This is a genomic window from Brenneria tiliae (assembly GCF_023347575.1).
GTDB lineage: Bacteria > Pseudomonadota > Gammaproteobacteria > Enterobacterales > Enterobacteriaceae > Brenneria > Brenneria corticis.
Map to the genome: position 1 here is coordinate 161869 of NZ_JAKPCB010000093.1, position 22512 is coordinate 184380.

General features: G+C 61.4%; 22 protein-coding genes and 1 pseudogene. 9 read left to right on the top strand and 14 right to left on the bottom strand.

All coding sequences use genetic code 11. The annotated features are described in order from the left end of the window. The first annotated feature begins 164 nt into the window (after positions 1 to 164). From MFP24_RS07755 to MFP24_RS07765, 3 genes are all read left to right on the top strand, one after another. A complete protein-coding gene (locus tag MFP24_RS07755; protein ID WP_249232860.1) occupies positions 165 to 827 on the top strand; it encodes a TetR/AcrR family transcriptional regulator in 663 nt (220 codons plus the stop codon). Beyond that, on the top strand, positions 820 to 1158 hold the full coding sequence (locus MFP24_RS07760; RefSeq protein WP_249232861.1) for a DoxX family protein: 339 nt from the start codon (positions 820 to 822) through the stop codon (positions 1156 to 1158). Before MFP24_RS07755 ends, MFP24_RS07760 begins: the two co-directional genes overlap by 8 nt. Before the next feature lie 63 nt (positions 1159 to 1221). Continuing rightward, positions 1222 to 1947 carry an SDR family oxidoreductase gene (locus tag MFP24_RS07765; RefSeq protein WP_249232862.1) on the top strand — a complete coding sequence of 242 codons (726 nt, stop codon included), beginning with the start codon at positions 1222 to 1224 and terminating at the stop codon, positions 1945 to 1947. Between the two features lie 24 nt (positions 1948 to 1971). On the opposite strand, the gene MFP24_RS07770 is transcribed toward MFP24_RS07765, so the two are convergent. From MFP24_RS07770 to MFP24_RS07810, 9 genes and pseudogenes are all read right to left on the bottom strand, one after another. Further along, positions 1972 to 3078, bottom strand: coding sequence for an ABC transporter ATP-binding protein (locus MFP24_RS07770; RefSeq protein WP_249232863.1), 1107 nt, complete (start codon positions 3076 to 3078; stop codon positions 1972 to 1974). Positions 3079 to 3186: 108 nt separating this feature from the next. Beyond that, the gene (gene solA, locus MFP24_RS07775; RefSeq protein WP_249232864.1) at positions 3187 to 4353 is read right to left on the bottom strand and encodes an N-methyl-L-tryptophan oxidase; all 1167 of its coding nucleotides are present in this window, start codon (positions 4351 to 4353) and stop codon (positions 3187 to 3189) included. Between the two features lie 24 nt (positions 4354 to 4377). Continuing rightward, complete coding sequence (locus MFP24_RS07780; protein WP_249232865.1) at positions 4378 to 5460, bottom strand: aldo/keto reductase; 1083 nt, start codon at positions 5458 to 5460, stop codon at positions 4378 to 4380. A gap of 26 nt (positions 5461 to 5486) precedes the next feature. Then, entirely contained in the window at positions 5487 to 6377 is an 891-nt protein-coding gene (locus MFP24_RS07785; RefSeq protein ID WP_249232866.1) for a carbohydrate ABC transporter permease, read from the bottom strand. Further along, complete coding sequence (locus MFP24_RS07790; protein WP_249232867.1) at positions 6332 to 7243, bottom strand: carbohydrate ABC transporter permease; 912 nt, start codon at positions 7241 to 7243, stop codon at positions 6332 to 6334. The genes MFP24_RS07785 and MFP24_RS07790 overlap by 46 nt, the downstream gene beginning before the upstream one ends. Beyond that, the gene (locus MFP24_RS07795; RefSeq protein WP_249232868.1) at positions 7240 to 8547 is read right to left on the bottom strand and encodes an ABC transporter substrate-binding protein; all 1308 of its coding nucleotides are present in this window, start codon (positions 8545 to 8547) and stop codon (positions 7240 to 7242) included. Before MFP24_RS07795 ends, MFP24_RS07790 begins: the two co-directional genes overlap by 4 nt. A gap of 27 nt (positions 8548 to 8574) precedes the next feature. After that, positions 8575 to 9963, bottom strand: coding sequence for an NtaA/DmoA family FMN-dependent monooxygenase (locus tag MFP24_RS07800; protein ID WP_249232869.1), 1389 nt, complete (start codon positions 9961 to 9963; stop codon positions 8575 to 8577). After that, the gene (locus tag MFP24_RS07805) at positions 9963 to 11177 is read right to left on the bottom strand and encodes an acyl-CoA dehydrogenase family protein (protein ID WP_249232870.1); all 1215 of its coding nucleotides are present in this window, start codon (positions 11175 to 11177) and stop codon (positions 9963 to 9965) included. Before MFP24_RS07805 ends, MFP24_RS07800 begins: the two co-directional genes overlap by 1 nt. A gap of 435 nt (positions 11178 to 11612) precedes the next feature. Then, positions 11613 to 12499, bottom strand: a pseudogene (locus MFP24_RS07810) (LysR family transcriptional regulator). Positions 12500 to 12638: 139 nt separating this feature from the next. On the opposite strand from MFP24_RS07810, the gene MFP24_RS07815 reads away from it, so the two are divergent. Beyond that, positions 12639 to 13829: an MFS transporter gene (locus MFP24_RS07815; RefSeq protein WP_249232871.1), complete on the top strand. Its 1191-nt coding sequence runs from the start codon at positions 12639 to 12641 to the stop codon at positions 13827 to 13829. Between the two features lie 34 nt (positions 13830 to 13863). On the opposite strand, the gene MFP24_RS07820 is transcribed toward MFP24_RS07815, so the two are convergent. From MFP24_RS07820 to MFP24_RS07830, 3 genes are all read right to left on the bottom strand, one after another. After that, positions 13864 to 14280: a type II toxin-antitoxin system VapC family toxin gene (locus tag MFP24_RS07820; protein ID WP_249232872.1), complete on the bottom strand. Its 417-nt coding sequence runs from the start codon at positions 14278 to 14280 to the stop codon at positions 13864 to 13866. Continuing rightward, positions 14277 to 14504 carry a type II toxin-antitoxin system VapB family antitoxin gene (vapB, locus tag MFP24_RS07825; protein WP_249232873.1) on the bottom strand — a complete coding sequence of 76 codons (228 nt, stop codon included), beginning with the start codon at positions 14502 to 14504 and terminating at the stop codon, positions 14277 to 14279. Before vapB ends, MFP24_RS07820 begins: the two co-directional genes overlap by 4 nt. 133 nt (positions 14505 to 14637) lie before the next feature. Next, on the bottom strand, positions 14638 to 15549 hold the full coding sequence (locus MFP24_RS07830; protein ID WP_283164135.1) for a LysR substrate-binding domain-containing protein: 912 nt from the start codon (positions 15547 to 15549) through the stop codon (positions 14638 to 14640). 110 nt (positions 15550 to 15659) lie between these two features. Here MFP24_RS07830 and MFP24_RS07840 point away from each other — a divergent pair, with 110 nt between their 5' ends. Beyond that, positions 15660 to 16550 carry an alpha/beta fold hydrolase gene (locus MFP24_RS07840; RefSeq protein WP_249232874.1) on the top strand — a complete coding sequence of 297 codons (891 nt, stop codon included), beginning with the start codon at positions 15660 to 15662 and terminating at the stop codon, positions 16548 to 16550. 16 nt (positions 16551 to 16566) lie between these two features. Here the strand turns inward: MFP24_RS07840 and MFP24_RS07845 are convergent, their stop codons facing one another. Further along, the gene (locus tag MFP24_RS07845; RefSeq protein WP_249232912.1) at positions 16567 to 17250 is read right to left on the bottom strand and encodes a GntR family transcriptional regulator; all 684 of its coding nucleotides are present in this window, start codon (positions 17248 to 17250) and stop codon (positions 16567 to 16569) included. Positions 17251 to 17372: 122 nt separating this feature from the next. Here MFP24_RS07845 and MFP24_RS07850 point away from each other — a divergent pair, with 122 nt between their 5' ends. Genes MFP24_RS07850 through MFP24_RS07865 form a run of 4 tightly spaced genes read left to right on the top strand, consistent with a single transcriptional unit; the run spans position 17373 to position 21443 of the window. Next, positions 17373 to 18068: a DUF2848 domain-containing protein gene (locus tag MFP24_RS07850; RefSeq protein WP_249232875.1), complete on the top strand. Its 696-nt coding sequence runs from the start codon at positions 17373 to 17375 to the stop codon at positions 18066 to 18068. Beyond that, positions 18068 to 19417, top strand: coding sequence for an amidase (locus MFP24_RS07855; RefSeq protein WP_249232876.1), 1350 nt, complete (start codon positions 18068 to 18070; stop codon positions 19415 to 19417). Before MFP24_RS07850 ends, MFP24_RS07855 begins: the two co-directional genes overlap by 1 nt. Before the next feature lie 53 nt (positions 19418 to 19470). Further along, on the top strand, positions 19471 to 20121 hold the full coding sequence (locus tag MFP24_RS07860; protein ID WP_249232913.1) for a DUF4286 family protein: 651 nt from the start codon (positions 19471 to 19473) through the stop codon (positions 20119 to 20121). Continuing rightward, positions 20121 to 21443 (top strand): MFS transporter, encoded by a 1323-nt coding sequence (locus MFP24_RS07865; protein WP_249232914.1) that lies wholly within the window; start codon positions 20121 to 20123, stop codon positions 21441 to 21443. Before MFP24_RS07860 ends, MFP24_RS07865 begins: the two co-directional genes overlap by 1 nt. A gap of 70 nt (positions 21444 to 21513) precedes the next feature. Here MFP24_RS07865 and MFP24_RS07870 read toward each other — a convergent pair whose 3' ends face one another. Then, positions 21514 to 22350, bottom strand: coding sequence for an FAD-binding protein (locus MFP24_RS07870; protein WP_249232877.1), 837 nt, complete (start codon positions 22348 to 22350; stop codon positions 21514 to 21516). Between the last annotated feature and the right edge of the window lie 162 nt (positions 22351 to 22512).

Below are 22512 nucleotides of genomic sequence, written 5' to 3' on the forward strand. Positions count from 1 at the left end.
CGGCCGGCAGTTCTCTGAACGCACGGCGCCGCACTGTCGAGGCCGAGCAGACTCAGGCCGTAACAAAATTGCCCGTTATTTTCTTGCCCTGAGTGAACACCTTGAAAAAAATTATGGTATGGTACGTTGCCGTACCGTAATAGATGTAAGGGTTATGTTTAATTATGATGGATATTGAAACAACACGCCCTGGTTCGCCAGGAAAAGCGCTGCGGGCCAAAGGAGTGGAACGGCTTAAAAAGCTCACCAACTCAGCAACCGAGCTCTTTCTTGAACATGGTTATGAAGCGGCTTCCATGGATAGGCTCATCCAGCAGGTAGGCGGATCGCGGCGTAATATTTATGAGCGTTTTGGTGGTAAAGAGGGACTTTTTACCGCGGTCATCGCTGAAGAGTGCAAGAAACTGGCCGCCCCTCTTGAGTCACTGGTGCTGTCTGATACCTGTATCAGGCAAACATTGGAGAAATTCGGCCAGGAACTTCTGCGCATTATCAAACAACCCCGAACGCTCGAATTACACCGCCTTATGATTGCCGAAGGTAAACGTTTTCCGCATCTGTCGCGCGCCATCTGGCTCGCCGGCCATCAGAATGCCAAGTCGATACTTGAGACCTGGATTCTGCGCCAACAGGCTCAGGGCGCATTGCGGCAAAGCCTTGATGCCTCGGCCCTGTCATATGCATTCATCCATATGGTTACCGCGGAAACGCAGATGCAGATGCTAACCGGCGGATTGGAAACCACCGAGGAACAGGACCGGAGCACGGTCGCCATAAGCGTCACGCTTTTTCTGGCCGCAACAATCAAGGATATAGACAATGAGTAAGATTAGCGCAAAGCAGTGGCTTGCTTATGCATTAGTCGCCTTTTTCGTGGTCGGCGGAATCGGCAACATCATCGCGCCCCAGCCTATTGCCGATGATTTCGCCAGGTGGGGCTATCCCCATTGGTTTCACCTGGTGACGGGTTTTTTCGAGTTGGTCGCGGCGATCCTTATCGCGAGAAAAGCCAGCCGGCTGGTTGGAAGCATTATCGCCATCGGCATCATGTTTTCAGCCGCCGCCACCGTTATTTACCACGGTGAATATACGCATGCGATTGCCCCAGCGATCGTCCTCACCCTATTGATTCTGTCCGTTTATCTTCACAGGAAGTGACGGACCTGCGGATCATCAACATGTACTGACTGTTTGCCACATAAAAAATCAGATGGAGATATCATGAGTAATACTCAGCCGATTGCGCTCGTTAGCGGCGCGACCAGAGGAATTGGTAAAGCGATAGCGCAGGGACTCGCTCAACGGGGAGTAAAAGTCCTGTTGGGCGCACGAAACTTACAGGCGGGACGTGAGGTTGCCGAGAGCATCGGTACGCAGAATGTTTCCGTAGAGGCGGTTGAACTGGACACCACCAATCAGGCAACCATCGATAATCTGGCCGCGCTGATTCAGCAGAAATACGGTCGTCTGGATATTCTGATCAACAACGCCGGCATCAGTATGGATTTCTCCCCTGAACCACCCATTCGGGAAAAACTGTCGCGCACCTTCGAAACCAACGTGGTGGGCACCGCCGCATTGACGGACGCGATGATCCCGCTGCTGGAAAAGTCTGAGCAGGCGCGGATTGTCAACGTCTCTTCGATTCTGGCCTCTTTCACCAAACGCAGTCAGCCCGACTGGATTTATGCCGACGTTTATATGCCGACCTATCAGGCATCGAAAGCGGCGCTCAATTCCCTGACCCTCAGCTACGCCAGGCAACTGGCCGATCGCAATATCAAGGTCAACGCTATCTGCCCCGGTTTGACCGCGACCGACGCAACCAATCACTACGGCGAGAGAACCCCTGAGGAAGCGGCGCAAGTCGCGATCAGGTTTGCGTTGCTGGACGATAGCGGCCCGACGGGTTCCTTCGCCAATGACGAAGGCGCGCTTGAATGGTAATTAAGTCGCCGTGAAACCGGCGCTTTAGCGATTATTAACGGCTAAACGCGGATATGCCAGTCCGCTGGCGGAAAACAGATTGCAGCGAAGGCCGCTGAGCCCCAGTTCAGCCGAGCTGCCGGGCGTCAGCTCTATCGTCCCCGGCAGGCGCTGCGTGAGCGATTGCGCAACGCCTGCAACCTGATAATAGGCCAGGGTTTCATGTCCCAGATTTTCACGCAGCACCAGCGTGGCGGGCAGACGGGCGTCCGCGTCCTCGGCGAGCTGAAAATCCTCCGGGCGCACGCCAAGCAGCGCCGTTTCGCCGGGCTGCGCGCGGCTGCCGTCAACCGCCACCGTCAATAGCGCGCCGCCCGGCAGACGCACCCGCGTGGCGGACGGCAGCCCCTCTTCAATCACCACCGACAGGATATTCATGCGCGGCGAGCCGATAAACGTCGCCACCTCCAGCGTGCCGGGGAAATGATACAACTCCAGCGGCGTTCCCACCTGAGCGATATTGCCGGACGACATCATCACGATGCGATCCGCCAGCGTCATCGCCTCCACCTGATCGTGCGTGACATAAATCATCGTGGCGCGCAGTTTCTGATGGAGATGCGCGATCTGCACGCGCATCTCCACCCGCAGCGCGGCGTCCAGATTGGACAACGGCTCATCGAACAGAAACAGCGCCGGCTCTTTAATCAGCGCCCGCCCGATGGCCACCCGCTGCCGCTGCCCGCCGGACAGCGCCGCCGGCTTACGCGACAGCAGCGGCGTCAGTTGCAACATCTGCGCCGCCTCGCTCACCCGGCGCGCGACCTCCTCTTTCGGACGCTTCGCCAGCGTCAGCCCGTACGACATATTCTCCGCCACCGTCATGTGCGGATACAGCGCGTAAGACTGGAACACCATGCCGATGCTGCGCTCCTGCGGCAGTGTGTCGTTTATCAGCCTGCCGTCAAGGTACATCTCTCCGGTAGTAATATCCTCCAGACCGGCGATCATGCGTAATAGCGTGGATTTACCGCTGCCGGACGGGCCGACAATCACCACGAATTCGCCGTCTTTGACGGCAAGATCGATATCCTGTACTACCGGCTGACCGTGAAAAGACTTCCCCACGCCCTGCAACACTAAACGTCCCATATCACTCTCTTATAAAAATTGCCGGGAGAGAAAAACGCCAGGAGCGTTTTTCAACAACGCGCAGCGTTGGCCCGTCAGGGTGAAAGGCTGAACGCCTTGCAAAAATTTTTAACGCCGCGGGCCTAAAAAACGGCGCGGATCGATAAACGCGGTATCCAGCGCGATATTCCCGCCCGACGCCTGTCTGGCGATCGCTTCGCCAATGGCCGGCGCATGCTTAAAGGCGTGGCCGCTGTCGCCGCCGGCCACCAGTATCCGTCCCTGATAGCGGCCGACGACGAACTGCCCGTCCGGCGTACGGGTGATCATGCACGGATGAGCGCTCAGCGGCTCGGGATTGATGCCGCCCAGCCAGCGGCCGACCGCCTGGGTAATCTCCCGGGTATCGGCGCGGGCGATGCGCCGGTCGATATTGTCGGGATCGAGCGCGGCGCGCGGCATGCCGATGTCGCCTAGGCCGAGCTTCACCACGCCGCCCGGTAGGGCGCCATGCCCCCACAGGGTCAGTTCCGGCCCGATCTCGCGAACGAATACCGGAAAGGAGGCCAGCTGATAATGCGCCGCGGCGTCAAACCAGGTCATCACCGTGCGAATCGGGTCCAGCGGCAGCCGGGGCGCAAAGCGCTTCAGCCAGGCGCCCCCCGCCACCACCACCTGAGACGCCCTCACCTCGCCCGCCGTGGTGAGGATGCGAACCGTCTGCCCGACGTCATGCAGCGATTCCACCCGGACATCGCTCAGAATATCCCCCGACAGCTGCCGGACCCGCCGCAGGGCGGCGTGAATAAATCCCTCCGGGTTGGCGATTCCCGCCTCCGGATCCAGCACCGCCACCTCATCGGGCCGCAGCCCCAGATGCTGCGGCTGGCGGGCGGCAAGCTCGGCGGCGTCCCACACCGACAGCTTCGCCCCCAGCCGTTCGGCGGCCCGCAGCGTACCGCTCACCGCCAGCGAGTCCGGACGACCGATAATGGTGCCGCCGGTCACCGACAGCAGCGGCGCGTCGCCCTCCTGCTCCAGCGTTTTGAACAGCGTGCGGGATAAACGGGCGTATTCCCCCAGCGCCGGATGCTCAAGACAAAAGGTGCGGAATAGCCGGGTTCTGCCATGCGTCGCTCCCAGCGCGTGCGGCGGCGTAAACTGCTCGATGCCGATCGCTCTGGCGCCCTGCTCCGCCAGACGCCAGAGCGCCGCCGCCCCCAACGCCCCCAGGCCGATCACCGCCACGTCGTACTGCGCCGAGCCATCGGCCGGCAGCACCGCATCAGAAGTCATGCGCCTGTTCCTTCCGCCAGCCCATTACAGCTCGGATGAAATTTTCCACGGATTGACCCCGCCGTCGTGTACCGCGAACCGATCGATGCGGGCCAGCTCTTCCTGGGAGAAGCTGAGGTTATCCAGCGCGCGCAGGTTTTCCGCCAACTGCTCGGTGCTGGAAACGCCGACCAGCGTCGAGGCGACGCGCGGATCGCGCAGCGTCCAGGCGACCGCCAGCTGCGACAGCGTCTGCCCGCGCTCGGCGGCAATCTCCGCCAGCCCGCGCAGGCGCCGCAGGTTATCCGCGGATTGCGCTTCTTTGGTGAGGTACGCTCGCGGCTCGGCGCGCGACACGCCGTCGAACCCTTGCAGGTAGCGGTCGGCCAGCAGCCCCTGCGCCAGCGGGGTAAAGGCCACCGCCGCGCCGCCGAAGTGGCCGAGATCGTCCAGCAGTTCGTCTTCTATCCAGCGGTTTATCAGCGAGTAGGACGACTGGCTGACCAGCAGCGGCGTTCCCAGTTCCTGCGCGATGGCGAACGCCTCGCGCGTGCGCGCCGCCGAGTAGGACGATATGCCGACGTACAGCGCCTTGCCCTGACGGACAATGGCGTCCAGCGCTTCGATGGTCTCGCTCAGCGGGGTGTCCGGATCGTAGCGGTGGGAATAGAAGATATCCACGTGGTCGAGCCCCAGCCGCGTCAGGGATTCGTCGATGCTGGCCAGCAGGTGCTTTTTGCCGCCCAGACGGCCGTTCGGCCCCAGCCACTGCGGCCATCCCGCCTTGGTGGTCACCACTAGTTCGTTGCGGTAAGGGCTGAAGTCCTTGCGCAACACCCTGCCGAAGTTCTCCTCCGCGGCGCCCAGCGGCGGGCCGTACTGGTTGGCGAGGTCGAAGTGGTTGATGCCGTTCTCGAACGCGAAGCGGATAATGTCCCGCTGCTGCTGGAACGGCGTGGTATCGCCGAAGTGATACCAGAAGCCCAATCCTATGGGCGATACCACCAGACCGCTATTGCCCACCCGGTGGTAGGCAAACCGTTTGAAGCGGTCTTCCGGCGCCGACCAGACGGCATTGGCGTCGGGGCGTTCGTCCAGAAATTCGACGCGATGGGAATGTTGGCTCATAACTCTCTCCTGCTTAATTAATGAAACTATTTACCGCCGGTGTGGCTCAGCGACTGGGTAAAGGTGCGCTGACCGAAGAAAATCAGCAGCGCCGGGATCAGCGCCAGAATAAACACCTCGGCAAACGCCAGGCCGTAGTGTTGGGTGTAGGCGGAGTCCTGCAAACCAATCGCCACCGCGCCGGTCTGCTTGCTGTTGTTGGTGATGATCAGCGACGGCCACAGCCAGGCGTTCCATTGCGCCATCGCCAGAATCATCGCCGAGCCGATCACCGCCGGTCGCACCAGCGGCAGATAGATCTGGAACAGGATGCGCCACCAGTCGGCCCCGTCCAGCAGCGCCGCTTCCAGCTGTTCCCGTGGAATGCTGAGGAAGAACTGGCGCAGATTGAAAATCGCCAGCCCGTGCACCAGGCCGGGCACAATCAGCGCCGTCAGGGTGTTGGCCAGCCCCAGTTGGGTGAAGACGGTAGTCAGCGGCAGCGCCACCACTTCAAATGGGATCATAAAGGCGAACACCACCACCACGAACAGCCAGTCGCGGCCGGGGAAACGCATCACCGCCAGCGGAAACGCCGCCAGCACCGCCAGCACGGTGCCCGCCAGAGCGGAAACGCCGGTCACCCACAGCGAATTGAACAGATTGACGGCAAAGCCGCGGCTGAATGCCGCCGCAAAATTTTCCAGCGTCCAGGTGCGCGGAATAAAGGTCCACAGGTCGACGCTGGCCTGGAAGGTTTGCGCCACCGGACGAAACGCCGACGCCGCCAGCCAGACGAATGGGATGGCGAACAGCAGCGAAATCAGCAGCGCCGCCGTTGTCGCCGCGCCACGACGCAGCCGGCGACGACGCAGCGCTACGCGCCGCGCGGTCACGGCGCGCTTCTCATTCGGTTCAACAGCCTGAATTGCAGCCATACCGTCGCTCCCATTAGCACAAACAGCACCGTCATCTCCGCCAGCGCCGAGCCGGGTGAACTCAGGGCGTAATAGCGGGTGATGATGTCGTACATCAAAAAGTTGGTGGAACCCTGCGGTCCGCCTTTGGTCAGGGCGCTGATCGGCGCGTACATAATGAAATTCCACACCGTGCTGGCCGTCAGCACGAACAGCAACTGGCGCTGGATCAGCGGCAGGGTCACGGTGAAAAACTGCCGTACTTCGCCGGCGCCGTCTAGCATCGCCGCATCGTAATAATCACGCGGCACGTCGCGGATGGCGGCGATCAGGAAGATCATCCAGTAGCCCACCGCCGTCCAGGTGGAGAGGATCACCAACGCCGCCAGCGCGCCGTCGACGTCGGTAAACCAGCCGCTGGTGGGCAGATGCGCCAGCGACAGCAGGTTGTTAATCACCCCTTCCGGGCGCATCAATACGCCGAACACCACCGTGGTGCCCATCAGCGGCAGCGCGGTAGGCAGAAAGGCCAGCGTGCGCCACAGGCCGGTCAGCGCCAGGTTGCGCGTCAATAGCCAGGCGAGAAACAGCGCGCACAGCATGGTCAGCGGGTTCACCAGCACGGCGAACAACAGCGTGCGCCACACCGACGCCCAGAAATCGGGATCTTCAAACAGGTCGAGATAGTTCTGCCAGCCCACCCATTTCGGCGGGATCACGCTGCCCGGCACCGAGGTATAAAACGACTGCACGATGGCGACGCCGGCCGGAATGATGCGCAGCAGCAACAGCAGCAGCAACGCCGGCGTCAGTAACAGCCAGGCCGTGCACGCTTCATGGCGCGCGGCCCGGCCGGCGCGCAGCCCGCCGAACGGGCGCGTTATCACTGATACTTTCTCCACGCCGCTTTCAGCCTGGCGTTAGTGGCGTCCAGCGTCTTTTTCGCGTCGGCGCCGTTGATGATGTCGCCGATAGCGGCACCGACCAGTTGGGTGAACTCCGCGCCGCCCACGGTCTGCGGACGAATACGCGCGGAGTGCTGCGCCTGCCAGGTCAGAATCTCCTGCAATCCCGCCAGGCGCGGATCGGCGTAGGTGGGGTTTTTCCAGAATACGGCGCGGGTGGCGTCGGTGGTCGGCACGTTTTCGGTTTCAGGGTCGGCGGAAATAAAGCCGCCGTTATCGCCAAACAGATACCAGTCAAGGAACAGGGCCGCCGCTTGCTGTTTCTCTTCGCTCGCCAGCGCGCTGATGCCTAACGCCCAGCCGCCGCTGGTGGTGGCGTCTTTACCGTCGCTAAAGCGCGGCGCGGCGGCGATGCCGAAATCCAGATCCGCGTTTTTGGTAATGGTCGGCGAGTTCCAGATGCCGCCATAGAAAAAGGCGCTGTCGCCGTTGGCGAAGGCCAGCGCGGTTTCGCGCACGCCGCGCGGCGCCAGGCCGTCGGCGTACAGCTTGCCGTACCAACTCAGGGCTTTCACCCAGCCTTCATTGTTGATATCCGGCGTCAGCTGTTTCTCTCCGGTCACGCCGCTGCCGCCGCCCAGCGATTCCGCCAGCGGCTGGAGGTAGTAATACATGTCCGGCGTTGAGAAGGTGATGCCGTAGGCGGAGGCTTTGGCCTCGACGGCTTTACGCGCCGTGGCTTCCACCCACTCCCAGGTGGACGCTTCTCCGGCCTTGTTGGACGGGAATTCAACGCCGACCTGCTTGAGCACCTTCTTGTTGTAGTAGAGGAAGGTAGTGCCGATCTGATACGGCAGGTTCAACAGTTTGCCGTCAATGGTAGACTCCTGCAGCGCCGGAGGGTCGATCAACCCGCGTTTGGCGGCGAACGCTTCGGTCAGATCCGCTTCCCAGCCGCGCACGGCATAGCTGGCGGTTTGCGGCTGGTCGATATCGAAAATATCCACGTCCCCCTGCGCGAAGCGCGCCCCCAAGGTTTCGTTGTAGCTGTTAAACGGCACCGCGTGATAGCTGATTTTTATCGTCGGATAGCGCTTTTCAAATTCGGCGATAATTTTATTCGCCCGCTCCGCCGGTATCGCCCCGCCGTAATAATTCAGAGTAATGGTTTTTTCCGGCGCTTTTAACGTTTCCACCGCCGGAATGGCGGCGGCAACAGCGAATGCCGCGCCGAGAGATAAAATCACCCCTGCCAGCGTGCTGGCGACCTTTGTGGTTGCAGTCATGTCATTACCCCTTAAAGATGAAGATTGTTATTGTTTTTTAAACGCAAATGCTGCGCGATAGTCCGCCGCCGGATGCGGCGCGGCCAGCCGATCGCCGGCGCCAAACAGGCGGTTGCGCAACGATGAGTCAGGTTTGGCCGGCTGGAACAGACCGCGCCGCGACAGCACCGGCAGCACCTGTTCGGCAAATTCGCTGAAATCGCGCGGGCTGACGAACTCATGCAGGTTGAAACCGTCCACGCCGGTGATGCGCGCGATCTCATCGATATCATCGGCGATGCTTTCCGGCGTACCCACCAGCGTGCGGGCGTAAGGGCTTAAATCCACCAGCCGCTGCTTGATCGCGCCCACGCTGTCCGGGCGGGCTTTTTCGCTGGTAAAACGCGCCGATTCGGAACGAGAGAAGTTGTGTGGGTCCGACGACAGCCTATCGTCGTCGCGATAGCGGGAAAGGTCGAAGCCGCTGGCCCCGCCGAAGGCGGCGTACTGAGCTTCCGGTGACTGGGCGGCGCGAATTTCATTCGCTTTGCGTTCCGCTTCTTCCCGGGTACGGCCAATCACCGCTGAAAGATCCGTCACCACTTTGACGGCGTCCGGCGCCCGTCCGGCGGCAACGGCCGCGGTGCGCAGCTTGTCCACGTTATCGCGCAGGGCGGCGGGATTCATGCCGTTGACGAACACCACCTCCGCATGGCGCGCGGCGAAGGCCAGACCGCGGCTGGACGCGCCGGCCTGAAAGATCACCGGCGTGCGCTGCACGCTGGGTTCGGTCAGCGCCGGCCCCTGCACGGAGAAATATTCCCCCTGATGATCGATGCGGTGCACCTTATCGGGGTCGGCGAAGCGCTTGCCCGCCTTGTCGTACAGCACAGCGTCTTCTTCCCAACTGCCCTCCAGCAGCTTGTAGAACACCGTGAGAAACTCCTCCGCCCGGGCGTAACGCGCCTCGTGGGGCAACTGGTCGGCCAGCCCGTAGTTGCGCGCGGCGTTCGGCAGATACGAGGTCACCACATTCCAGGCGATGCGCCCTTTGGACAGATGATCCAGCGTGCCGAAGCGCCGGGCGAAGGTGAACGGATGCTCATAGGTGGTCGACGCGGTCACCGCAAACGACAGATTGCGCGTCGCCGCCAGCATGGCGGGAATAACCATAAAGGGATCATTCAGCGGAAAATCCACCGCCCCGGCGATCGCCGGAGCCGGCGACTGGCGGTAAACATCGTAAACCCCCAGCACATCGGCAAAAAACAGCGCGGTGAAGCCTGCTTCATCCAAAAAACGGGCGCGCTCCACCCAATAGTCCAGATCTTTATAGCGATGGCGCTGTGAATCCGGGTGGGTCCAGCTTCCCTGGGCGTAATAACCAATGCCGTTCATTTCAAACGCATTGAAAATCAGCGGACGCGGCGCGCTCATCAGTGGGGCTCCTGATTGGAAGAGGTACGGGCGAACAGTGCCAACTGGCTGCGGCCAAGCTCCTGATAGCGCAGCCTGACCGGGTCGTGCAGGGTATGGGTACGCGCGTTGCGCCAGTAGCGGTCGATGCGCAATGCGCGATCCGCCGCCCGCGCGCCGCTCCAGGAGAACACCTCGCTGCTGACGGTCAGACTGATTTCCGCCGCCAGCGCTTTGGCAGCCGCCAGCGCCGACTGCAGGGCAGGCAGTTGTTCCCCGTCGCGCTGCTGCACCTCATCCAGCAGACGTGCGGTGTCCGCCAGCAGCGCCGCCACCGCCTTGACGCGCGCGCTTAGCACACCAATCTGATATTGCAGCAGCGGATCTTCCGCCAGCGAGAGATACGGGGACTCGAACGGGATGCGATTGTCCGTCGCGACGCTATGCGTCCCCCACTCCAGCGCGCCTTCGGCGATGCCCAGATCGATGGCCGCATGGATTAACCGGCCGCTCTCATGCCAGGCAATGCCGCGATGCGCCTCGTCCCACTGCGGGATAACATAATCGGCGTGAACCGCCGCCCCGGCCAGAATCAGGGTGCCGCTGGAACTGCCCCGCTGGCCGATGCCGTTCCAGTCGTCCAGCAGCGTTAATCCGGGAGTGTCGGTACGGATCCAGGCCAGCGCCGCTTCGCCATCTTCGCCCCGGCCAATCACCGTGATCCATCGAGCGCCTATCGACCCGGTGGCGTAGTACTTGCGCCCGTCCAGGCGGTAGTGGTCGCCCTGACGGATAATGGTGGTGGCGAAATCGGCTGAGTGCCTGCCTCCGCGTTCACTGGCGGCATTGGCGATACGCTCGCCGTTAAGCACATCCCGGTACAGCACCCGGCGAGCCTGCGCCGAAAGCAACAGCCGGATGGCGTCGGTAAAACCGTAATGCGGCTGGAGCAGTTGCGCGATGCCGGGATCGGCATGCGCCAGAATACGGCATACTTCAATCACCTGAGTCTGGCTGGCGCTCTCGCCGCCCTCTTCCCGCGGCACGCGCAGGGACAGCAGACCGGACCGGCGCAACTTTTCGCGCGCCTGACGATATTCGCTCTTAAGATCGGACGCCGTCGCCAGCGCGGCCAATTCCCGCCTCAGCGCATGAGCCTTGGCGGTAATATCTGAAGATGGAACCGATTGAAAACTGGCGATAGCAGGGGCCGACGTGCCGGATTGATCACTCATGATGGTCCTGATGGTGAAAGAGAAAATAAAAAAAGCCCAGTAAATAACAGACTATTTACTTAATCACGCATTAGCGTTAATAAATTTTTAATGACGTTATTACAAGCCATAAGCAAAATCAATCCGGGCTATTATGCGTTTTTCAGATATATAAATGCATTCATGACAGGGATATAGCCTGAATAATTCGAGTTGCGGGAAGGCGGAAAAGGAAGGACTACGTTGAAATATTATTTTTATATTTAGCCATAATGCTCAATCCAAATAAATTCACTCCAATAAAAGCCAAAATATATTCAAAATCCGAGTCCGGTCAGCAGCCCGGATTTAACGCTGCGGTATTTTATCGAGCTCCTTGACGCGTTCATGTCAGCGGATTGGCGAAACCTATCCCTTATAGCGCCGTAGACAGCCAAAACATTTGGAAACCGACCGCTAAAGCGGAAAAAGCTTCGCCACGATAAAGTCAACGAATACCCGGATCTTGGGCGACAAGTGACGACCCGACGGCCAAAGCACATGAAAAACCATCTCCTCCGGTTGTAGTCGTCCAATACCGTTATCAGGCTGCCTTGCCGCAACTGCGAGCGCACCGCGATGTCAGGCACACAGGCGATACCCAGCCCCTGCTCCGCAAAACAGACCTGCGGGTCAAGGCTATTGGTCACCATGCTGGCGGGCAGTTCGATGGCGGGCATACCGTCTGGGCGCGACAATGGCCAGACATCCAGTTTGCCCGTACTGGGAAAGCGATAAATCAGGCAGGCATGGTTTGCCAAATCTTCCGGCGTGAGCGGAATGCCCGCCTTGTCGAAGTAGGCGGGCGCGCCCACGATCGCCTTACGGCAAGCCCCCAGGCGGCGCGCGGTAAGCCGGGAATCGCTGGGCGTTCCGGTACGGACAACGGCATCGAAACCTTCCTCAATAACGTCCACCAGGCGATCTGAATAATCGATATCGAGTTCTATAGCGGGATAGCGCCGCTTGAACTCCCCCAGCCGCGACATAAAAAGCGTACCGACCGAGGGCAGACTGATGCGCAGCTTGCCCTGCGGCGTTTCCCTGGTTTGCAGAAGTTCGGCTTCGGCGGATTCCACTTCGCTCAGAATGTGCCGACAGCGTTCCAGAAACAGCGCGCCTTCCGACGTCAGGCTGACGGTGCGGGTTGAACGGTGTAACAGGCGCACCCCCAGCCGTTCTTCCAACCGCGCAATGGCTTTGCTTACCGCCGACGCGGAGATGCCCAACTGCTGCCCAACCGCCGTAAAGCTGCGGGCGTCGCCGACCCGAACGAAGAGCTGGAGTGAGCCAAGACTGTCCATCTAAAGCACCTTAATGCTGACATATTTGTCATAAGTGTTATTCACTGTAGCCTATTTTTCTTCGGTGCATGAATGGGCAGCATAACGAAATAGCGTTCAGCAACAGGCTGGATAGCGTCAAACCGGAGAAATGCGATTAATGAACGAAACGACGCGCGCGGATCTGCGCAACAACAGCGAACGCCTACCGCTGGCGGGACTGCTTGCACTGGCGATGGCGGCCTTTCTCACGCTGCTGACCGAAATTATGCCGGCGGGAATGCTCTCCTCCATCGCGCAAGGACTGGATGTCTCTGAAAGTCTGGCGGGACAGTTTATCACCGCCTACGCGGCGGGCGCGCTGGCGGCAGCCATTCCCGTGACGAAACTGACACAGGGCCTGCGGCGGCGGCCGCTGCTATTGACGGCGATCTTCGGGTTTGCGGTGGTCAATCTTATTACCGCGATTTCCGCCAGCTATTCCCTCTCCCTGCTAACGCGCTTCTTTGCCGGCGTATGCGGCGGCATCGTCTGGTCTCTGCTGGCCGGCTATGCGGTGCGCATGTCCCCGTCGCATCTCAGCGGACGCGCCATCGCCATCTCCGGCGCCGGCGCGACAATCGCGCTGGTGCTGGGCGTGCCGCTCGGGGCTTTGCTGGGGCGGGCCGTCGGCTGGCAGGGCGCTTTTGGCCTGATGAGCGCGCTGGCGCTGCTGCTTATCCTGTGGGTAATCGCTATCGTGCCGGATTTCCCCGGCCAGGCCAGAGAGCGACGCCAGTCTCTCATCAACATCTTTTTGCAGAGGGGAATTCGTTCCGTACTGTTTGTGGTGTTTTCCTTTATCGTCGCCCACAACATCTTCTATATCTATATTGAGCCTTTCCTGGCGCTTTCGGGCTTGTCGGCGCAGGTGGATATCGTGCTGTTCGTCTTCGGACTGGGCGCGATTATCGGCCTGTGGTTCGTTGGCGCGACGGTCGATCGGCGGCTGCGACTCCTGGCGGCGGCAAGTATTGTCGTCTTTGCCTGCGCGGCTTTGCTGCTCGGCGTTTGGGGCAGCCTGCCGCAGATGGTTTATCCCTCCGTGCTGATCTGGGGCCTCGCCTTCGGCGGCTTCGCCACCATCACCCAGACGGCCTTGTCCCGCTTCGCCGGCGAATCGGTTGATGTGGCGCAATCCATGTACGTCACGGGCTGGAATATGGCCGTCGCCGCCGGCGGCGTTGCCGGAGGCATCTTGCTGCAACGGCCCGGCCCAGCCTCCTTCGCGTGGGTTGTCATCGTCATTCTCGCAGCCGCTCTGCTGGGTACGGTGTTCGCCATGAATCGGGCGTTGGCGGGCAAGCGTTGATGTCAATATCTTATATAGAAACCGAACAATTGGCCTATTTCACCCAGTCTTGCAGCGTCAACCCCGGCACGCGGATAAACTCCCGCACATTGTTAGTCACCAGCACCGCGCCGGTCGCTATGGCGTGACCGGCAATGGCCGCGTCGTTGCCGCCGATCGGCGTACCGGCCGCGGCCAGCGCTATTTTGATCTCTGTGGTGGCGTCCACCGCGGCCCGATCCCAGGGCAGCACGGCATCAAGACGCTGACAGAAGGCGTCGACCAGCCTGCCGTGGCGCGGGGAAGCCTTTTTCCCGACGGCGCCAAAACGCATCTCGGCATAGGTGATGGCTGACACCACAATGCGATTTTTGTCCAGCACGCACTGCTGCAACCGGTTAATCACCGCCTGCGGCTGTTCGCGCATAATAAAGGAGCAGATATTGGTATCGAGCATATATATCTGGCTCATAGTTCAAAGCGCCCTTCTTCCACGATGTCCGGGCGATCTTTCATAAAGTCGGCATCCGCTTTTTCTTCGCCCATAAACGAGTTCCAACTGGGTTTCACCGGGCGTAGCACCAGGCTGTCGCCATCGCGAAAAATTTCCAGTTCGGTAACGCCGTCAAAATCCAGATCGCGGGGCAAACGGATAGCCCGGTTATTGCCGTTTTTAAACACCGATACAATTCGCATGGTTATACTCCTCTCGCCAAACCGGTCATATGGGATAAACATATGGCTTACCTTATAGAGAGGTCCGGTATAGGCATATGTTAGACATATGCATAGGATAGCATATGGCATACATTATTTCCCCGCAGGCTAACTAAAATGAGCGCTGTAAGTAGGGCTTTCCACCAAATTGGCGCTGCCGACCGATGCGGCGGGCGGCGTCGATCAGGGCGGCGACGGCGGGCGTCTCCTCACGCGCGAACGCATAGAAGCGCGCCGCGGGCAGCGCCGGCCATTGTTCGTCCGGCCCCAATTCCCGCAGACCTTCACGTAGCTGGCTGCGGGCGATAACGGTCACGGCAAAGCCCGACAAGGCGGCCGACAGACAGCCCGCCATGCTGCCGCTCTCGAATACGATGCGCCATGGCCGTTCCGCCTTGCCCAGCGCGGCGATGGCCGACTCCCGGTAGATGCACGGCTCGGGAAACAGCGCCAGCGGCAGCGCCGCCGCGTTCTCCGGCGTCTGGTCGGCGGCGTAGGCCCAGACCAGCGGCTCCTCCCACAGCAGTTCGCCCGTTCCGTCCACGCGGCTGCACTGTTTGCCGAAAACCAGATCGATGCGGCCATGTTCCTGCTGGCGCAGCAGATCGGCGGTGATGCCGACCTTAAGCTCAATGGCCGCCTGCGGGTGACTAACGCGAAAGCGCTGTAGCGCCTGGGGCAGCCAGGCCGCGGCAAAATCTTCCGATGCGCCGACCCGCAGGCGTCCACGCAGCGGCGCGCCGCGCAGTTTCGCCCTCGCCTCGCGTTCCAGATCCAGGATATTGCGGCCGTAGGTGCACAGGGTTTCGCCGGCCAGAGTCAATTCCAGACGGCGGGTGGTGCGCGCCAGCAGGGTCGACCCCGTCATCTGTTCCAGGCGCTTGATATGTCCGCTGACCGCCGAAGGCGTCAGCGCCAGCCGTTCGGCCGCCGCGGCAAAGCTCCCGCTGTTCACCACTTCAAGGAAGGTGCGCAGCAGCACTATGTCCAGCGGCTGGCCGTCGGCGGCGGGTAAGGTTTCCATGGCGGCTCCATTCAACGTAAAAAATCATCAATTAAACGATATTATTCGTCAATCGCGATGAATAATCCAGCCACACTTATGGGGAAGACCAACCCACAGGAGACGACGCTATGCCAACTCAACACATCGCCACCACCTCCCGGCTCGACATCGCCTATCTGGAGCTGAATCCGCACGGCGCACGGTCGGCAGTGCTGCTGCACGGCTGGCCGGATAGTCCGGCCTGCTGGAAAGCGGTGGCGCCGATACTGGCCGACGCGGGCTACCGCGTGCTGGCCCCCGCACTGCGCGGATTCGCGCCCACGCGCTTCAGGGACGCGGCGACGCCGCGCAGCGGGCAGCTGTCGGCGCTGGGCCGCGACCTGCTGGAGTTTATCGACGTGCTGGGGCTGACGCGCCCGCTGCTGGTGGGCCATGACTGGGGCGCCAGAGCCGCCGCCAACGCCTGCGGTCTGCGCGACGGCGTCGCTTCGCATCTGGTGATGCTGTCCGTCGGCTACGGCACCAACGATCCGAATCAGACGATCGGCCTTCAGCAAGCGCGCAACTACTGGTATCACTGGCTTATGGCCACGCCGCGCGGCGCGCGCGTGGTGCGGGAGGAACGCGAAGCCTTTACGCGCCAGATGTGGGACACCTGGGCGCCGGCGGGCTGGTACGCAGACGCCGACTTCGACGAGGCCGCGCAGGCGTTTCAGGGCGACGACTGGGCCGAGGTCGTGCTGCACTCGTATCGCCACCGCTGGGGCTTCGTCGCCGGCGATCGGGCCTACGATCAGGACGAGGCCCGCCTGAATCCGGCGCCCGTACTGTCGGTGCCGACCCTGGTGCTGCACGGCGGGGCCGATACCTGCAACCATCCCGATAGCTCGCTTGGCCGCGAGCATTTCTTTCAGGGCAGATACCAGCGGCAGGTAGTGGAAGGCGTCGGACACTTTCCGCAGCGGGAAGCCCCACAGCAGGTCGGCCGGGCTATCCTGCAATTTTGTCAGGCGGGGTAAGGCGCGCGCCGGCGTCTCAGTATGCGTGCAGCAGCGCGTGACGAAACGACAGAATATGGGCTTCCACCGCGGCCTGCGCGGCGACGGCGTCCTGCTGCGCCAGGGCGTCTATCACGGCGCGATGCTCCTCCACCACCTCCTGCCGGTGCTCTTCCCTGGATAGCGTGCTGGCCCAGAAGCGCTGCGAGCGGGCGTGCAGCACGCTGAGGATATCGGTCAGCGTGCTGTTGCCGGCGATCTGCGCCAGCGTCTGATGGAATTGATGATCCAGCGTCATCATCAATATCCGGTCGCGGGCCTCACTGGCCGCGGCAATCTGCTGATTCAGATCGCGCAGTTCGGCGATATGCGCCTGCGTCACACGCTGGCAGGCCAGCCGTATGCACAGCCGTTCATTGGTGAGGCGCACGTCGATCAGCTCCAGCGCATCGTTAATGGACAGCGGAGAGACCATAACGCCCTTACGCGGGATCACCTGGAGTAATCCCTCGTTCGCCAGACGATGGATAGCCTGATTGACCGGCGTCCTGCCCATATCCAGGTCATTCATCACCTGCGCGGTATTCAAATACTCTCCGGGCTTGTAATCCAACGTCACCAGCGACTGTTTAAATCGCCGGTAGGCCAGTTCGTTCTGCGACAGGCCGCTCTCCTCCACCGTCGGCAATACCTGACGCCGCTCCTCAACGCTCTTCACCATCAGCTCCCGCAACAGAAAAGTCTTTAGATACATAGTACACAAAACCTGGCACGAAAATCGCTTAATACCGTAATGAAAGTCGTGTGAAATTTCACAATAATTTTAGTCGAAGCGGGGATTTTATGAAACTGGTCTTTAACTTAGCGCAGAAAAGCGGCGCGGCGGCGCTGGAGGTCGATATCGATCGTCTGGTGATCGCCGGCTGGACCGGGCGCGATCGCCAGGCGGTTTTGCACCATATTCGGGAATTGGAGGCGCTCGGCGTGCCTCAACCTAGTGCAATTCCGCTGTTCTATCGCGTGGCGGCAAATCAGCTCACGCAATCCCCGGTGGTTGAAGTGATCGGCGACGCCAGTTCCGGCGAGGCCGAGCCGTTAATTTTCTCCCACGGCGGCGAACTCTATGTTTCGCTGGCGTCGGATCATACCGATCGGCGGCTGGAAGCGCACAGCGTCGCGCTGTCGAAACAGCTGTGCGTCAAGCCGGTGGCGCGGGACGCCTGGCCGCTGCGCGAAGTCATCGAGCACTGGGATAACTTGATTCTGCGCTCGTGGATCAAGGAGGACGGAGACTTTCGTCTGTATCAGGAGGGCACGCTGGCCGGCCTGCTACCGCCGATGGCGCTGCTGCAACGCTATCTGGCGACGGATGCTCCCACCGCGGCGCAGGCCGACGGGCTGGCCATGACCTGCGGCACCATGGCGGCGATTGGCGGCATACGCCCGGCGGCGGAGTTCCGCATGGCGCTGGTGGACGAACGTCTGGGCCGCACCCTGAGCCACAGCTATCGCAGCATTGAACTGCCGGTGGTGGCGTGATGGAAAAACTCACTTTACGACAGGCCGCCGCCGGGCTGGCGACGGGCGCGTTCACCAGCATAGATCTGACCGAAAGCGCATTGGCGCGCATCGCGGACCCACAGGGCGAAGGGGCGCGCGCCTTTACCCAAGTATACGCCGATGCGGCCGGACGACAGGCGCAGGCGGCCGACCGGCGGCGCGCGGCGGGGCGTCCGCTCTCGGCGCTGGACGGCGTGCCGGTCTCCGTCAAAGACCTGTTCGACGTTGCCGGCGAGCCGACCGCCGCCGGTTCCCGCGTGCTGGCGGCGGCTCCGGCCGCCGCCAGCCACGCCGCAGTGGTGGCGCGACTCTTGCAGGCCGGCGCCGTGGTGGTAGGCAAGACCAATATGACCGAATTCGCCTACTCCGGCCTGGGGATCAATCCGCACTACGGCACGCCGGCCAATCCGTGGGACCGCGACGCGCGGCGTATTCCGGGCGGCTCTTCTTCCGGCGCCGCGGTGGCGGTGGCGGACGGCATGTGTTTCGGCGCGGTCGGCAGCGATACCGGCGGCTCGGTGCGCATTCCGGCGGCATTCTGCGGCCTGACCGGCTACAAGCCCACCGCCCGCCGCATTGATGACGCCGGGCTGCTGCCGCTGTCGCCGTCGCTGGACTCCATCGGCGTTATCGCGCACGACGTCGCCGGCTGTATCGCGCTGGACGGTGCGATCGCCGCGCAGCCGCTGGCGTCGCAGGCGAGCCCCTTGGCGCAGGCGCTCTTTGGCGTGCCGCAAACGCTGGTGCTGGATGGAATGGACGACGCGGTCGCCGCGGCCTTCGAACTGAGCCTGCGGCGTCTGGCGCAGGCGGGAGCGCGCATTGAATCCGTGCCCTGCGCGGCGTTCGCCGAACTGGCCGCCATCAACGCCGCCGGCGGCTTCACCGCGCTGGAGTCATGGCGCTGGCATCAACCGCTGATCGCCGGCCATGCGGACGAGTACGACCCGCGGGTGCTGTCGCGTATTCGCCGCGGCGCCGCGCTGGGGGAAAACGATCGGCTGCTGCTGGCGCAGCAGCGCGCCGACTGGCAGCGGCGGGTGAGCGCCGAAGTTCAGGACTACGATGCGCTGCTGATGCCCACCGTCCCTTTTATCGCCCCGACCATCGCCGAACTGGAGGCGGATGAAGACGCCTATTTCCGCATCAACGGCGCGGCGCTGCGCAATCCTTCGGTAATCAATTTCCTGGACGGCTGCGCCCTTTCGCTGCCGTGTCAGCCGCCGGGCGACGCGCCGGTCGGGCTGATGGCGGCGGGATTGCCGCTGCATGACGACGCGCTGCTGGGGTGGGCGCTGTCGATTGAGCGTTGTCTTGCCGACGCCTGATTTTCCGGCGGCATCGCCGTCTTCTTTGAGTTAACAGGAGAATATCCATGACTATTTCCCCTTCCCCCAATGGAATGCTGCTGGTCGCCACCGATGTCGCCGCGCAGGATGAGGCGGATTTCAATCGTTGGTACGACCGCGAGCACGTGGAAGAGCGGGTGCGCATTCCCGGTTTCCTGAGCGGCACGCGCTATCAGGCGTCGCAGGGCGGCCGCAAGTATCTTGGCCTGTATAAAACCCTTTCCCTGGAGTGCTTTACCTCGTCGGCCTATCAGGCCGCCTTTACCCGCCAGACCGCCTGGTCGGAAACCAATCTGCGCCGCATGCGCGATCCGATGCGCCGGGTCTGCGCGGTGCAAGCCGTGACCGGACAGGGCACCGGCAGCCAGCTCGGCATACTGGCGCTCGAACCGGCGCCGGATAGCGCGCTGATCGATAGCGTTCTGCGTCTGGGGGAGACGCTGTCGGCCGAAGCGGGATTTGTCGGCAGCAGCCTGCTGTTGCCGGACGCCGCGCTGAGCACGCCGCTGCCCAACGAATCCCGCGATTCACGCCCCATGCTGCCGCTGCTGCTGGTGGAAAGCAGCGGCCCCGCCGCCGGCGCGCATCTGAGCGCCCTGGCGAGCCGCGCGTTAAACCTATCTGCCGCAGATTTCCTGCATTACACCTTCAATTGGCAACTTACCGCACAGGAGCTGAAATGATGAATACCGCTACCACTGAAACGGCGTCAGGGCTGTCGCCGCAGGAACAGGCCGCCGCCACGCCGAATACCGGCAAGCTGGCCGCCGCCAGCTCCATCGGCACCGCGCTGGAATGGTATGACTTTACCGTTTACAACATTATGGCGGCGCTGATTTTCAATCATGTGTTTTTCCCCTCGTTCGACCCGCTGGTAGGCACCATTCTGGCGTTTTCCACCTATGCCGTCGGCTACGTTTCGCGGCCGATCGGCGGCATCGTGTTCGGTCATCTGGGCGACGTGCTGGGGCGGCGTTTTGTGCTGGTCGCCACGCTGATCATCATGGGCGTAACCACGGCGCTGATGGGGATACTGCCCGGCTACGCCGCCTGGGGGATCTGGAGCCCGCTGCTGCTGGTCACGCTGCGCTTTGTGCAGGGCATCGCGCTCGGGGGAGAATGGGCCGGCGCGGTCCTGCTGTCGATGGAGCACGGCAAGCCGCATCAGCGCGGGCGCAACGCCTCATTCGCCCAGGTCGGGCCGTCCTGCGGCACGCTGATCGGCACCGGTTTTATCACCCTGGTTACCCTGTCGATGTCGGCGGACAGTTTCCAGCAATGGGGCTGGCGCATTCCCTTTCTGCTGAGCCTGGTGCTGGTCGTCTTCGGCCTGTGGCTGCGCCGCGGCGTCGGCGAGACGCCCGCTTTCCTCAAGCTGGAAAAAAACAAGGACATTACTCAGGCGCCGATCCGCGAGGTGTTCAGCCAGCATCTGCGCTCGCTGCTGATCGCCGGCGGAGCGCGCATCGGTTCCGACGTGCTGTACGCGCTGGTGGTGGTCTTTACCCTGACCTACGTGACGACGGTGCTGCACCTGCCGCGGCCGCTGGCGCTGACGGCCACCATGCTGGGAGCCTGCGGCAACGCCATCGCCGTGCCGCTGTTCGGTATGCTTTCCGACCGCTTCGGACGTCGCCCGGTGTATATGGGCGGCGCGCTGGCGGCGGTGATCTGGGCGTTCGTCTTCTTTGTGCTGCTGGACAGCGCGCAGCCGGTGCAGATCTGCATCGCGGTGGTGGTCGGGCTGCTGATTCATGCGGCGATGTACGGGCCGCAGGCGGCGTTCGTCACCGAGCAGTTTCCCACCCACGTACGCTACGCGGGGTCGTCGCTGGCCTATACGCTGGCGGGGATCGTCGGGGGCGGTTTTGCGCCGTTGATCATCACGTCGCTGTTCAGCGCTTACGGCGGTACGCTGGCGATCTCCCTGTATGTGTCGCTGGCGCTGTTTATCACCCTCTGGGCGGTGTGGGCCGCCAGAGAAACGGCGCATAAGCCGCTGTAATCCGGCGAAAGCGGAATTCAGTTATTCCCCAGCTTGGCTGGGGAATCCTCCGTTGATAAAGGGAAGGCGATTACTTTTTATGCTCGGCGATATGCCTGGCGGCCAGCCGGCCGGAGGTCAGCGCGAAACTGCTGGCGGAACCTTCGGCCAGCAGGTCATAGGTACTGTCGTAGAGCCCGCCAATGTCCTGTCCGGTTACATACAGGCCGTTGATGGGATTGCCGTTATCGTCCAGCGCCTGCATATGGGTATTCACCTTAACGCCGCCAAGGGTGAGGAAAAACGCCCTTAACCCTTTCAAGGCGTAATAGGGTCCGTGCTGCGTGTCGAATTTGACAAGGTGTTCGGGCCTGCGGCTAAAGTCCGGGTCATATTTATTATCGGAATACTGATTAACTTTATTTATCGTTTCTTTTAATTTGGCCGGTTCGACCTGTATTTTTTCCGCCAACGCTTCAATAGAATCGGCCTTAAACGCATAGCCGGTTTTTAATCCCTTGGCGATGCCCTCATCCAAAGCGGTCATTTTTTGCCCCGGAACGACGATGGCGTTAAAAGGCGTGAGCGGCCCGCCATCAATCATCCTCTGTTTCATTTTTTCATCGAAAATGGAATACATAAGGCCATCGTTGGCGGTTAACGCATTGTAGACGTCGCTGAAATTGGAGCCTGCCGATTCATTATAAAAACGTTCGCCATGCTTATTGACCCACAGAAACGGCTGACTCAACGCGGCGCGGGCCTGTTTCATATGATCGGGGCCCATAAATTGGTAAATGGCGGGTTCATCATCCAGATAAGGACTATTTCCGGCCAATGTTCCCATACCGGCCAGCGCCGCTTTAGCGCTGAGAGCCATATTGATGCCGTCTCCGGTGCGCCCGTCGGCCTCCGGCCCTCGGTACATCACTTTTTCCATTCCCCGGGTATTAATGTCCGGAACCTGAGGAATCCCCACAAATATTAAAGAGGCAGGAACATTCATGGCATTCAACGATCTGATAAATCGCCAAATTCAAAAGGTCGGAGAACACCATGAATGCCTGCTCATTATTACACGACGTTATCG